At 37.2% G+C, this 14745-nt stretch carries 9 protein-coding genes; 4 read left to right on the top strand and 5 right to left on the bottom strand.

Features of this window, described 5'->3' with window-relative positions; translation table 11 throughout:
* Positions 1-413: 413 nt before the first annotated feature.
* Positions 414-1745: an AAA-like domain-containing protein gene (locus ACP6PL_RS13950; protein WP_426545864.1), complete on the bottom strand. Its 1332-nt coding sequence runs from the start codon at positions 1743-1745 to the stop codon at positions 414-416.
* A 225-nt stretch (positions 1746-1970) separates the two neighbouring features.
* Here ACP6PL_RS13950 and ACP6PL_RS13955 point away from each other — a divergent pair, with 225 nt between their 5' ends.
* Together ACP6PL_RS13955 and ACP6PL_RS13960 are read left to right on the top strand one after the other, a co-directional pair.
* Positions 1971-2270, top strand: coding sequence for a TRADD-N-associated membrane domain-containing protein (locus ACP6PL_RS13955; RefSeq protein WP_426545865.1), 300 nt, complete (start codon positions 1971-1973; stop codon positions 2268-2270).
* 281 nt (positions 2271-2551) lie between these two features.
* Positions 2552-4033, top strand: a complete 1482-nt coding sequence (locus ACP6PL_RS13960; protein WP_426545866.1) for an ABC transporter ATP-binding protein — start codon at positions 2552-2554, stop codon at positions 4031-4033.
* On the opposite strand, the gene ACP6PL_RS13965 is transcribed toward ACP6PL_RS13960, so the two are convergent.
* Positions 4030-4653 (bottom strand): DUF938 domain-containing protein, encoded by a 624-nt coding sequence (locus tag ACP6PL_RS13965; RefSeq protein WP_426545867.1) that lies wholly within the window; start codon positions 4651-4653, stop codon positions 4030-4032. The genes ACP6PL_RS13960 and ACP6PL_RS13965 overlap by 4 nt on opposite strands.
* Positions 4654-4775: 122 nt before the next feature.
* Positions 4776-5669, bottom strand: coding sequence for a GNAT family N-acetyltransferase (locus ACP6PL_RS13970; RefSeq protein WP_426545868.1), 894 nt, complete (start codon positions 5667-5669; stop codon positions 4776-4778).
* A 441-nt stretch (positions 5670-6110) separates the two neighbouring features.
* On the opposite strand from ACP6PL_RS13970, the gene ACP6PL_RS13975 reads away from it, so the two are divergent.
* Entirely contained in the window at positions 6111-7589 is a 1479-nt protein-coding gene (locus ACP6PL_RS13975; RefSeq protein WP_426545869.1) for an FAD-dependent oxidoreductase, read from the top strand.
* A gap of 387 nt (positions 7590-7976) precedes the next feature.
* Here ACP6PL_RS13975 and ACP6PL_RS13980 read toward each other — a convergent pair whose 3' ends face one another.
* Positions 7977-9359 carry an aromatic ring-hydroxylating dioxygenase subunit alpha gene (locus ACP6PL_RS13980; protein ID WP_426545870.1) on the bottom strand — a complete coding sequence of 461 codons (1383 nt, stop codon included), beginning with the start codon at positions 9357-9359 and terminating at the stop codon, positions 7977-7979.
* Positions 9360-9716: 357 nt separating this feature from the next.
* Between ACP6PL_RS13980 and ACP6PL_RS13985 the strand changes: the two genes are divergently transcribed.
* Entirely contained in the window at positions 9717-11204 is a 1488-nt protein-coding gene (locus ACP6PL_RS13985) for a SulP family inorganic anion transporter (RefSeq protein WP_426545871.1), read from the top strand.
* A gap of 466 nt (positions 11205-11670) precedes the next feature.
* Here ACP6PL_RS13985 and ACP6PL_RS13990 read toward each other — a convergent pair.
* Positions 11671-14745 (bottom strand): CHAT domain-containing protein (locus ACP6PL_RS13990; protein WP_426545872.1); only part of this gene is annotated, 3075 nt, incomplete at its 5' end.

The raw sequence follows: 14745 nt of genomic DNA on the forward strand, positions 1-14745 counted from the left end.
AAACGTTCCTCGCAATGACAAACTAAGAGAAAATTGTCATTGCGAGGGGGGTTTGCCACAGTAACTTTTGTAGTCAAGTCAACTAATCCCCCGAAGCAATCTCAGCTTAAATGTTATTATAGCTAACCCTCTATCCTCCTTCTTCTTTACCAAATAAATTGTCATTGCGAGGGGAGTTTGCCACAGTAACTTTTGTAGTCAAGTCAAATAATCTCCCGAAGCAATCTCAGCTTAAATGTTATTATAGCTAACCCTCTATCCTGCTTTTGTCATTTTGATGGGATTGCTTCGTACCTCGCAATGACAAACTAGAAATTAAAATATTTATGACAAAGGTTTATAAAAACATGGGATTTTTTTTCTACGGAATTCTCCACAAACCTACCTCGCAATGACAAATTATAAAATAGTTATTACAAGCGTTCATAAAAATATTGCCGATATAATTCACATCTGGGAACAACATCATTACCCACTAATTTTACTAATCCTAAACTATACAATTTATAAGTCAAAAGGGAATCTATATTTACATATTCTCTTACCATAACAACTTTTTTAAAAGCTGGTTTTAGTTCGGGATGAGCTTCTAAAGTTGACAACAATTCTTGCAAATGACTGCGATAAATTCCTGCATTAGTTGGTGCTTTTTCTAGTAGCTCCGATAAGGTTGAATTTTGATGATTTCTTAAATAAGACAAAACCTTATCTAATAAAAAAGGATGCCCTCCTACTAAATCAGTTAACTGCTTCACTTGTTCAGCTTGCAAATTTAATTGATAGTATTGAGCTAGTTTGTGTACTTGCTCCGAATTAAACTCCGGTAACTCGATAGGCTCACCCACATTAAAAGGAGATTTATTAATATCTAAAGGAATATAAACTTCTGTCGAATGAACTACTACTAACCGTAACTTTTTCCAGAGATTTTTTCGCTTTGCTGTCTCATGCCAGGAACGTAATAATCCCAAAAAATCCTCAGCAATTGGATATGGAAAAATCAAGTCTATATTATCTATACATAAAACCAATGCTTCTGTTACTTTTGGTAATAAACATTCTTCAAAATAAATCTTACAATTAACTTTACTACTATCTTCCTCATCCCAAGATTCATGCAAAATTTCTTTTGGCACATTTAATTCATAACCTACACCACGACAAAACCACCGCAAAAATTTATCTAAATCTTGAAAATCACCATTATCAGCATCTAATAAATCAATAGATGCCGTTTGGTATTTATCTTTTTTCCCTTGCTCTAAAATTCTATTAGTTAGGAAAGTTTTCCCCATTTTTTGAGGAGCTTTAATTCTGATTAAAGAGCCTGGTTGTAAGATAGTTTTATTACAAATAGATTCAATAGGTGGCCGTTCAATATAAATAGTCTTTTCTGTTTCTGTTTCTTTGTTCCGTATGGGATAATTAACTGGAAAATTATTTTGTATAGTTAATAATTCCTGTTTCTCCAATTTCCGCTTAAAAGCCTCTCTAAAATTTTTCTTAGACACCCTTTCCCCAAATGCTTCTGAAAGTTTCTTCCATAAATTTTTGCCATGCTCCCCTCTCACAGTATTTGTGGTATAATTATATTCTTCTGCTATTTCCTCATAAGTCTTGCCATTCCAAGCACCTTGAAGAACTTTTTTCTCAACATCACTGAGGTATCTTCCTGTCTTGTCAAATACATACTTATCTGCAAGTTTTTCTGCTATATCCCAAGTAAGTTCAACTTCAGAGTTCATGGATAGTTTAGAAATCTAGACTTGTTACTGATTTTATCATATAAATTTATTTACCATCCAAAAAAGATAAATCCATACTTTTCCATACTTTCCCATACATTTTTGTGAAACTGCATAAGTTTTTCGTATTTTATATGTCAATTATTTCCTTACATTTTCCCATTGTTAGTCTAATTCTTAAATGTCAATATAGGAGACAACAAAGTAATCAAAAGATTTCCAACTATGACTATACTAAATAATAATCAAAACCCTACCTTTACCACAATGGAACAACTGGTTATTAAAGAACGCTTGCGTCAAGCGCGATTAAGCTTTAATATTGCTCTAAGCTTAACTATAATTAGTGCAATTATTAGTGTAACAGGTGTAGGACTTTTACTATCAGGAAAAACTTCTGAAGGAACAGCGACAACAGCAGGCGGACTTGCTTCAAAAATTGTTAGTGTCGGATTACTAAAAATGACTAAAGATACGAATGAAAGACTCGATAAAATAGCAATGGAATTTCAAGATGAAGATTAAAATAAACAAAATTTATTTGTTCTAGTTACTTATATAGTCGTTTCACTTTAGATTGAGACAAGTATTTTTTGCTATGAAAGGATTTTAACCTCAAAAGTGTTTCATTATTAAATTAAATGACTATATAGTATTTCCCAGATTAGTGAGGTACACCGCTGCAGATCCCCCCTAGCCTTCTCAAGGGGGGGAACTGGAAGTCCCCCTTTTTAAGGGGGATTTAGGGGGATCGTTGATGTACCTCACGCCTACTGAAAACTAGAAGATGAAAGCTAATAACTGAAATGACATATTTACGTCTAGAAAACATCACAAAAAGCTTCGGCAATTTTCTCGCCAACGATAATATTAATATCTCCATTTCAGCAGGTTCTATTCATGCAATTCTTGGAGAAAATGGTGCAGGAAAAACCACCTTAATGAACATATTATCAGGACTATACAAACCAGATTTAGGTCAAATTTACCTAGAAGATAAACCGATAAAAATTTCCTCCCCCAGTACAGCAATTAATTATGGTATTGGCATGATTCATCAACACTTTATGTTAATACCACAATTAACAGCAACAGAAAATATTATCTTGGGAACTGACGGAAGTTTTCATCTAAATTTATCGGCAAAATCTGTAGAAATTAACACTATGGCAAAAGCCTATAATTTAGAAATTCCAGCTAATGCCAAAATCGCAGATTTACCAATAGGTATTCAGCAACGAGTAGAAATTCTCAAAGTAATTTATCGCCAAGCTAAAATTTTAATTTTAGATGAACCAACAGCAGTCTTAACTCCAGTAGAGGTAAATTCTTTACTCAATATTTTGCGACAATTAGCAGGAAATAATCATACAATTATTTTTATTAGTCATAAATTAGAAGAGGTAATTAATGTCTGTGATACTGTCACAGTTTTGCGTCGGGGTAAAGTTGTAGATACTATCAAAACCGCAGCAACTACTACTCAAAAATTAGCCGAAATGATGGTAGGACGTGAAGTAAATTTAATTCCAAAAAAAATCCCTGGTGAAAAAGGTAATATTGTTCTAGAAGTCAAAAATATAGAAGTGAAAAATGACCAAGGTTTATTTGCTGTGCATGATTTATCTTTTCAACTCCATAGTGGGGAAATTTTAGGAGTTGCAGGAGTAGATGGCAATGGTCAAAAAGAATTAGCAGATGCAATTAATGGTTTGCGTTCTCTGGAAAAAGGAGAGATAAATTTTGCCGATAATTTAACAGATAAATTCAAAGTAGGATATATTCCTGAAGACCGCCAGAAAATGGGGTTAATTCTTAATTTTAGTATTGCTCGGAATTTGATTTTGAAATTGTTTAAGTTTTTGCCTTTTTGCCGTTATGGTTTTTTGCAATCTAAAGTGATAAATAATCAGGGAAAAAACGCCATAGAAAAATTTGATATTCGCGCCAGTCATCCACAGTTAAAAGCAAGTCAACTTTCTGGTGGAAACCAACAAAAAATTATTCTGGCGCGGGAACTTTCTGGGGAACCAAAATTAATTGTCGCCATGCAACCTACCCGTGGTTTAGATATCGGTGCAACCGAATATGTACAACAAGCTTTACTTGCTCAAAAACAAGATGGGGCAGCTATTTTGTATATTTCCACAGAATTAGAAGAAATAATGGCAATGAGCGATCGTATTGCCATAATATATGAAGGCCAGTTTGTGGATATTCTGGATGCTACCACTGCTACAGTCGAACAAGTGGGTTTATTAATGACATCTGGCGCAAAATCAAATTAATATTTTTTGAACACCACAGATAAATTATTTGCTGGCATTTCCACCTTCTCCACAAACTTTAACCCCTCTTTCTCTGCTGCTGCTACCACATCTTCTAAGTCTCTCACCCCCCACTCAGGATTTTGAAATCTTAAAGACTCATCAAATGCTTGATTACTTGGTGCTGTATGTTCCCCCCCCAGTTTGTAGGGACCGTACAAATATAGTACCCCATCCTGCGGTAACAAACGTCCCGCACCCGCCATTAATCCCAGACAAGCTAACCACGGGGAAATATGAATCATATTAATATTGACAATAGCTGCAATCTCAATACCTTCTTTCTCCACCGCCCAAACTGACTCTCGTGCATCAATATTAAGGGGTGGATGCAAGTTATCTGAAGGACTATGTTTTTGCCAAGCTGTTATACTCTCGCGCAACATAGGATTAGAATCAGAAGGAAACCACTGGCGCGGTTGTAGACGGGCAGAAAAGAAAATAGCGTGTTCTCCTGTACCACTTGCGATTTCTAAAATGTTGCCCGTTGTTGGTAAGACTCGCTGCAAAACTTCCAAAATAAATTTTCGGTTGCGTTCAGTTGCGGGGGCGTATTGTCGAGCATCATTAAAAGAGGTCATTCCAGTTATCAGTTATCAGTTATCAGTTATCAGTTATCAGTTTACCTCAAAATATGTTCTCTTTTTCCTCAAGGCCAAAATCTGGATATTTTACAGATAACTCTAATATATCAAGGTAAAAATTAACTAGATAAATTATCCCACTGAAACAATGAAAAAAATCCGGTATAACTTTTCCAAAATTCTCCTTTTTCTAAATAATTTAACAGCAAATCACAAGTGGTAAAAAAGCCGCCAATACTTGAATATTTTTTCTGAAAAGCTAAATGACGTAACTCCAAAAGTAAAATTGGCAAACTTTCTTTAGTACCCCTTACATAACCAATCCAAAAAGTTTCTGGAGATTTGTTTTCTAAACTGCTCTCTATAGCTAAACCAACTAAGCGATCGCTCTGTTTAATTCCCCAGACCAAACCTCGCTCAATCAGATTTTTAAATAGTTCTATTTTCAGCTCTTGCCACTTAGCACCTGGAGAAACATAAAAACAATTATTTTCACCATAAAAATCAGGAGATTTAACTAACTCCCAGGCAAAAGTAAAATCCTGATTATTAAGCTGAGTAAATACCGAATCTGATGAAGATTCTACTGTAGAGATAGGTATACTTCTATGAGGAATATAATCACCAATAACACTTCTATTTCGCCTAGCCATCATTCCTAACATAACTTTATCTTCAGACCGAACAATGCAACGGGAAATTTTGACATTATTTTCCCATAAAAACTGTTGTATTTGTGATTCTAGAATTCTGGCTATACCCAAACCTCGGTAAGCGCGATCTACACGCAATCCTTCCCACCAAGCTTCTGAGTCTGACACCATAAATACTCGCTCTATCCCCACTGGTACATCATTAACTACGGCAACAAAAATACGACCTTCAGGTTCGACAAACCATTTATCCCAAACTAGATGAATATAGTCTGATTGATTTTCCCATGTGTGTTGACAAAAAGCCAAAACTGCTTCTCGATCCTCAGCGCGTGCTAATCTGACTTGTACTTCTATCATTTGAGTTATCTTTTGACTGCTTCTTCTAATTATATTTTCTAAAAGGGACTTTTTGTTGTTGAAAATGTTACAGGACCAAAATCTTGAGGTGTATGAAACTAGCGTTTTGGAGTTTGACTGGCAGACCATTGGCTATGCTTTCATTAATTGATAATTGATAATGGATAATTGATAATTACCTCTGGTTAAAACCGTTCGGGAATTGAAGATTGGGAAATATCCTAGCACTTTTTTTCCCCTATCCAAGGGGAGGGTTTAAACCACAATTATTTAATTAACAATTAATAATTAATAATTCGGTAAATTTGTTTGACCACCTTAAACCTAAAGTTAATTCTTGACAAGTAACTTTTAGAATTATACCAGATTATAGACAACAGTTACTAACTCAAATAAATATACTATTGTACAATAATTGTAGTCATTATTAAAGATTAATTTATGAAACTAGAACAGACAAAATCATTGTCACCAGAAAACTCCAGCCCAAAAATTGACTATGATGTCGCGATCGTCGGTGCGGGGCCAGTGGGATTAGCAACTGCTCTGGGTTTACGTCAACGTGGGATTGAAAATATTATTGTCCTTGACCAAACTCGCGCCTTTCGTAAAGTTGGTCAGACTGTCGATCTTTTACCAAATGGCTTAAAAGCACTTAAATATACCCATACCCAAGCATACGAAAATATTAAAGAAACTGGTAATAAGCTCAATAACCCAACACCACCCAAACAGGAAACAAAAGCAGAAAAAAATCAACCTGCTCCAGAATGGGCGACCAGAAATGTCAACGGGCAAAAAATCAATTCATTTTCTCTAGGATACAATGAATTCTTTCAGAAGTACGGAGCAGGTAGAGTATCAATATCTTGGTACGATTTACAAACTCAACTGAGAACACTTTTACCAGAGGAAGTTGTCAAAGCTAATCATCGTTGTGTAAATGTAGTTGCCGAACCAGAATTGAAATGTGTTCGAGCAGATTTCGTTTCTAATCAGGAAGTAGAAACTAACCCCTATGCTCACTGGGATGATAAACAAGAAAAGAATCGAACCAGCACTGTAAGTTTCTCCCAATTACCCCAATCAGAGATCGCATCTATCCGCGCCAAACTATTAATTGCAGCAGATGGAATTAATTCTACCGTGCGTCAGGTAATCTACAAAGACACTCCATATAGTGAATATAGCAAACCAGAATATTCTGGTGTTGCAGCTATTAGTAGTGGGGGAGTATATGAAATCCCAGAAGCACTCTCACAAGAAATCCAGGATTTGTTTATTCAAGGTTCGCGAGTAGTAACGATTCTCAATCAGCAAATCTCGGCAAATTCTACAGAAAATGAAACCCCCAGAATGATCTTATTTTCCCGTCAGTCTGGTCAATTTGGATATTTAATCCACACACCTTTACCTTTGGAGTTATTGGGAGGAAAGTCAGGAAAAGAGTTAATCGATATTGCCATCTTGGAATTGAAAAAAGCTGACTTTCCAGAGATGATTCAGCAGTTAGTCGCTTTATCTTCTCCAGAACAGATGAAACAACGTCCGTATTATATTCACCGCGCTAATGTTTCTGCTTCCAACCAGCCAAAATGGAATATGGGGCGAGTTGTATTGGCGGGAGATGCAGCTCATGGAATGCCACCATTTATGGCTCAAGGTGCTAATCAAGGACTGGAAGATGCTGCTGTGATGACAACCTTAGTAACTGAGATTAACAAGCAAAATCAGTGGGACGATATGACAGCTATAGAAACAGCTTTCAGTAAATATGAAGCTTTGCGTCGCCCACTTATGGAGCGAGTTCAATACGCAACTTTGACAAGACTACCTCTTTCTTCAGAGCAGTATGGGCAAGAGTATGCTCAACAAATATACGCTCGTAATTTTGAAGAAATTATGCAAACATTGTTGTAGAAATAACTATCCTATTTTTCCTAGAGATGTTCAAGAAAACATCTCAACAATTAGTTTATTGACAACAGTTTTAATATTAATCTCTTTTCCCTACTCCCTTATAATTTTTTGTTTGTAGTTGGGCTTTAGCCCCTCAAATTTTGCTTTTAGGGCTAAAGCCCAACTACGAGCCTAATTATCAGTGTTTTACCAGACATAATATTAGTCTAATACCAATTCCCAAAAATAATGCTATACTTCCGATAGGACTTCAGTTATTAAGTAATAATAATGCTTCAGTAATGTTTGTAAAGATTATTGGGATTAAATCAAAATATCTTATCTCTTTTAACCCTACTCCCTACTCCCTACTCTCAAGGAGATGTAGCAAGACTTTTGAGAAATGGTCTAATATAATTTCACTACAGGCAAACCTTTTGTCGGAATACTGCTGAGAAAACTATGTCGAATTGAGTCTAATTTATAGGAACAAATTAAACTTAATATTCCAAGTAAAACAGGGATAAAAATAATTCTTACAGGTACATTAATTGCTATTAATAACAACGCTAAAATTGCTAAAGCTGCTGTAAAATTTTGACAAAAATCTTTGACTTTATCTATCAAAATTAGAGATTGCCGACAACTAGGGCAATGCTTTGTATGTCTGTGCCAGCGATCGTATAATTGTTCATCATTTAATTCTTGAAAAGCTGTTTCTGTGATTTCTTGCCATTCTGGTTTACCCCCGGCAAATTCATCTAACCATTTGCGAAAAGTAACTATACCAACATCAGCTAATGAAGGCATGAAATAGGATTTTTGCCAAGTTTTATTCCGTGTTGATTCATTAACAGCTTGGGAGTGCATCATTGATAAATCTTGATTACTTAACTTATTCATGTTACTAGATGAGTGTTGTAACCCAGTTATTAAATACTTTGGTAGTAGTTCAATCCAAAAATTATGTTTTTTGGGAGCTGCATCAAAAATAAACTTACCAATATGTTTACAATAACCTGGTTTTGTCGGCACAAAATACAACTGAAATAAAGCAGATTTACCATTAGAATATTCGTAAATTGTTGTATTAGAACAGGGCGGGGTAAATTTCCGCGTAGCATCCATATCTTTGTTAAAAATATTATAACCAGAATGCTTTAAGGTAAAACCATCTTCAGCAGATATTTTTCCCAATACTTCAAAATGTTGCATGGAAATAGCTTTTTCTGGAGAGAAACCAGCAATTCCTTCATGCAAAAATTGACCATGAGAAGGGTCGAAAGTACTTTCAACAGAGACAGTATAGCTATAGGGAACTTCTGACATAAACCAATCTGTTGAAGAACTATCAAATTTATATTCTGGCATTACAGCAGGCTTTTTTAAAGTAGAATCTTCAACAGCATTAGAACTATTATCCGGCCATACCCAAAGTAATCCTTGTTGTACTTGAGTCGGATATGTTTGTACTTGCGATCGCGCACTATTACAAGCTGTTTCTAAAGCCTTTTCATCATTCAACATAGGAATATTTGTACATTTGCCTGCTCCATCAAAACACCAACCATGATGGCGACACATTAAGTCTCCATTCTTATCAATACTTCCTAAAGATAACTGTGCCAATTTATGGGAGCAAGTATCATCCATTGCTATCCATTTTTGCTGTTTGTCTCGCCAAATTACCAGCCTTTTACCCAGTAAAGTTATTGAGGTTGGATGAGAAGCATCTAGATAACTTATGGGAGTTACTGGATACCATTGTTTAGTCCAAGAAAAGTGAGTCATTATTAAATTAACTAATGTATTAAACTACAATTTAATCGCCTAACTCTAATGTAAAGTATTTTCACAATTTAGACAATATATTTAATAAGTTATTGACTATTTTATCTTAAGTTGGTCAAGAATTTGAGAAACGCTATAATTAATTATACCTAATCGATAAACCTTCTATTTATACCTTTCACTGCCACCTAGCAAATATCTACAAATAAATCTGTTTATTGTGATGATGTTAGCCAATTTATTTTAGGATACCATCAAATTTAGTAATTGCAAAAATTAGTGTTTTTGGCATGGCACTAATTACACAAAAATCTACACAACAAATTGTACAGGCAGATTTTTTGATAAGGTAAAAAAATGAAAGATATATTAATTAAACGAGCCTGGTTTTCCAACGTACAAAAAGATTTATTGGCAGGCGCTGTGGTGGCTTTAGCTTTAATTCCTGAAGCTATTGGTTTTTCTATTATTGCTGGTGTCGATCCGAAAGTAGGTCTGTATGCTTCATTTTGCATAGCTATTGTTGCAGCTTTTTTAGGTGGGCGACCAGCAATGATTTCTGCAGCAACTGGAGCGATGGCGTTGCTGATGACAACCTTGGTTAAAGATTATGGTTTAAATTATCTGTTAGCAACTACTATTCTCACAGGTATTCTACAAATTTTCCTAGGATGGATTAAACTAGGAAATCAAATGAGATTTGTACCCAGGGCAGTAATGCTAGGATTTGTCAATGCTCTGGCAATATTGATTTTTAATGCTCAACTGACTCAATTTGAAGATGCTTCTGTGTGGGTATACATAATGGTAGCAGTTGGGTTAGGGATTATTTATGGGTTACCTCGCTTCACTAAGGTAATACCTTCTCCTTTAGTTGCTATTGTTGTGCTGACAATATTTACGATGGTGACTGGGTTAGATGTTCCCACTGTGGGAGATATGGGAACATTACCCGACGCTTTGCCTAGTTTTGCCTTGCCAATGGTACCGCTCAACTTCAAAACGTTAGAGATTATTCTGCCTTATGCTTTAGCGCTTTCCTTAGTAGGGTTACTAGAATCATTTTTAACCGCTAATGTAATTGATGACCTCACCGACACCTCCAGTAATAAAAACCAGGAAGCAGTAGGCCAAGGGGTGGCAAATATTGTGGCTGGATGTTTTGGGGGAATGGCAGGATGCGCGATGATCGGTCAGTCTATGATTAATGTAGGTTCCGGTGGGCGGACTCGACTGTCGTCTCTGAGTGCAGGAATTTTTCTGTTTGTTTGTATTATTGTGCTGAATGGCTGGGTGGCGCGTATTCCCATGGCAGCATTAGTTGCGGTGATGATTATGGTTTCTATCAGTACCTTTCACTGGAGTTCCATTCGCCATATTCGTCGAGTGCCCAAGAGTGAAACGGCAGTGATGATAACTACTGTGTTGATTACGGTTTTGACTCATAACTTAGCTATTGGGGTAATTGTTGGGGTGGCAATGAGTGCGATTTTCTTTAGTCGTAAAATTGCAGCACTAATTTTTGTTGACTCCCACTTAAAAGAAAATGGTGTGGAGCGTACTTACAGTGCCAATGGTCAAATATTTTTTGTTTCTGTCGAGAATTTTCTCAACTCCTTTGATTTTCGGGAACATTTAGAGTCTGTTACTGTCGATTTAACTCATGCTCATTTATGGGATCAATCCGCTGTAGATGCAGTTGATAAAGTTGTGCTGCGTTTTCGCAGACGGGGTATTAAGGTAAATTTGATTGGTTTAAATGAAGCTAGTGCTACTTTATTAGAACGTTTGACTACCCATTCTAGTAAACAAACAATTTTTAAGGAGGGGCGGGTAATTCATTAGAAGTCAGAAGTCAGAAGTGACGCAAAAGAATATCATATCCGGATAATTAGTGATAAAAAAAATTTTGTTTGTAGTAGGGCTTTAGCCCTATCTATTATCGGGCTAAAGCCCTACTACGAGCTTTAATTATAACTATTCAACCGGACATGATATAACATGATTCTGTCATTGCGAGCGACAGGGAAGCAATCTCGAATTAGTTGTGGGCGATCGCCTTTGAGAGATTGCTTCGGGGGTGTTAACTGTTATGATGGCAGAGTTAATATAAACTATTCCCCCTCGCAATGACAATTCCACCCTAAACTTGACATATTTTAGGACTTACGCAATACAACGTATTTTCGTCATTGCGACCGATAGGGAAGCAATCTAAAATCCTATTTTTTCGTACCTCATGCGTAAGTCCTGATATTTTAATCCTTCTGGCGAGCAAGATGCTCACACTACTGATAACTGACAACTGAATTCACCCTTCTCCCTGACAGACAAAACCTGCCCAATAATAAGGATGATTAAACGGTTTATCGCCTCCTATCAATTCTTCAGCTTTTTCTACTAAATCAAAAACTTTCTGACAGTTATCTGCTATTTTCTCCTTTTCCTCATATTCTCTACTCCCCTCTGCAAATTCTTCTAATACTGCCTCTGCATTATCCAAACTCTCCTCCGCTTTTGCCAAAGTTAACTCTTTCAACTCCATCTGTGCTTGCCATAACGCATCTGCACTCGGAATACCTGCGGCGCGGTTGCAGTGGTAAAAATATGATAATATTGTCGTTGCTAAATCATTGACTGCCCACAAACTACTGATAACATTCGATGCTCCTGCTGATAAAAAGGCGGCGCTGAGGGTAAAAATATCGTCCGTTAATTCTGAATTTCCTAATGCTGTTTCACAACAGGAGAGAAATAAGTCTCCTAACTGTGGGAAACGAATGCTGGCGTTGAGCAACTCTCCTAATGTTAAGTCGGTGTCTCCTAGCAATAACTTTGATTCTAATGGTTCCGTTAAATTAGACTTGGCGTGGTGACTGGAGAGTAAACCTAATACTTTCTCTTTCGTCAACAACTGTTTATACTTAGCTTTGGTTGCCTGTTTGCTGCCTTTGAGATGGTGTTCGGGGGTGACTCCATAAATTTGTGCTACTAATTCGCATTCTTTGGGGGTATATGGTAGATCGTCCCTGGTATTTTCGACGATACCGTAACGTGGTAGGTTTTTCTCTGGATGTTGTGCTTGTTGCCGACAAAATGTTAATACCTGGGTGCTGGGAGCTATTCTCACCCGGAATTTATCCCCTAAATATTCTCCGTTGTCTAGGGGTAATGCTGGTAAGGGAATTTGATGCAGATACATAAAGGGCACCAGAATAATTTCTTTGATGTCCGTGAGTTTTTCTATGAGTTGGTTTATTTGCAGTCTGTCTGCTAATTCTTTTAACATTCCCTCCATTTTGTCTTGCCATTGTTTGTATAACTGGTGTTTCTGTTGTTTGCGGGATGCGTTAAAGTCGGAAAGACTAATTTCTGTTGTCGTGCCATCAGTGAGTTTAACTACGACATTGGATGGTTTGGGGTTAATAGACTCAATGGCATTAATATCACACTTGGCTAAAATTGCTGCTGCTTGACGTTCTGCTAAATTATTTATTTCGGCGTAGGGTTTTAACCAATTATCCTGTAACCACTGTTGTAAATTATTTAAACCTTGCTCTTGACAACGGTGCAATTTTACCCCTGCTTGAGTGAGGATAAAAATATAAGTGTCATTTCTGGTAGTGTAGAAACTCAGGAGAGCAACATCGTCTCTTTCCATCTCCTCCCTTTCTAAGGGGGGTTGGGGGGGATCATTCCTAATTTCCAACAACTCCTTCATCCCCTCCACACTAACTCCCGGTGCTTGTTGACCTTCAGCTAAAACCGGGTCTAGTTGACGCATCTGTTGCCAAATTTCCCGTTTTTCAGCTATTAACTTTCCGATATCCTCCGTAATATCATCCCACTCATCGCGGGTAAGGTTACGACTAGCACCTACTAATTGCTTTTCTTCTGAGGCTTCTAACTGCCGACGTAAACTGTCGATTTCCCACTGTTTTGCTTCCATTTGTTTTTCCAAGTCGCGGATAGCTTCTGGTACCTCAGCATTTTTGTATAAATCTTTGGTAAGAATTAAGTCAAGCAAGCGACGACAGCGAAATCTTTCTATAGTTTCTAAAGCTTTGTCATATTGTTCAGCATTAACGCAAGCTTGAATCATATTTTCATAGACATTTATATTGTCACGCAAGATTTCTTGCCTAGCAATTTCATTGGGTATCCAATTTCGACTTTGCTCAATAGCGTCAATGGCTATTTCATAGTTATCAATGGCGAGTTGATAGTTTTTTTGTGTTGAGGCTAAGTTGGCTAATTGACGGGCGGTTTTTAAACAGTCTGCGGGTAAAGTTTCTGGTTTCCTAACTCTCAAAGCAGCTTGATAGCACGCAATAGCAGATTCTATGTCGTCAGCTATGTTACCTTTGATTCTGTAAACGTAGGCTGATCCTAGGTTGTGTTGAGTCTCTGCCCAATCTCGGGGGTAGTCAGATTCAGTATATACTCTCAAAGCAGTTTGGTAGTAGGCAATGGCTGATTCTATGTTTTCGGGTATGTTACCTTTGATTCTGTCACTGTAGGCTACTCCTAAGTTTTTTTGAGTCTCTGCCCAATCTCGGGGATGGGCAGATTCAGTGAATACTCTCAAAGCAGCTTGGTGGCAGGCAATGGCAGATTCTATGTTGCGAGCTATATTACCTTTGATTCTGTTTTTGTAGGCCGATCCTAGACAGTTTTGAGTCTCTGCCCAATCTTGGGGGTAGTCAGATTCAGTGAATACTCTCAAAGCACTTTGGTAGTAGGCAATAGCAGATTCTATGTTCTCCGCTGCGTTACCTTTGATTCTGTCACTGTAGGCTAATCCTAGGTTGTGTTGAGTCATTGCCCAATCTTGGGGGTAGTCAGAGAAGGTTCTCACTCTCAAAGCAGTTTGGTAGTAGGCAATGGTAGATTCTATGTTGTCCGCTGCGTTACCTTTGATTCTACTATAGTAGGCTGCTCCTAGGTTGTGTTGAGTCATTGCCCAGTCTCGGGGGTAGTCAGAGAAGGTTCTCACTCTCAAAGCAGCTTCGTAGTAGGCAATGACAGATTCTATGTTTTCGGCTTTGTTACCTTTGATTCTACTAGAGTAGGCTGTTCCTAGGCTGTTTTGAGTTGCTGCCCAATCTTGGGGAGAGGCAGATTCTGTTCTCACTCTCAAAGCAGCTTGGTAGTATTTAATGGCAGATTCTATGTTTTCGGCTTTGTTACCTTTGATTCTACTAGAGTAAGCTATACCTAGGTTGTGTTGAGTCATTGCCCAATCTTGGGGGTAGTCAGAGAATATTCTCACTCTCAAAGCATCTTGGTAGTAGGCAATGGCAGATTCTATGTTTTCAGCTATGTTACCTCTGATTCTACTATAGTAGGCTAATCCTAGGTTGTGTTGAATCATAGCCCAATCTTG

The organism is Dapis purpurea BLCC-M126, assembly GCF_050015975.1.
Classification (GTDB): Bacteria; Cyanobacteriota; Cyanobacteriia; order Cyanobacteriales; family Microcoleaceae; genus Trichodesmium.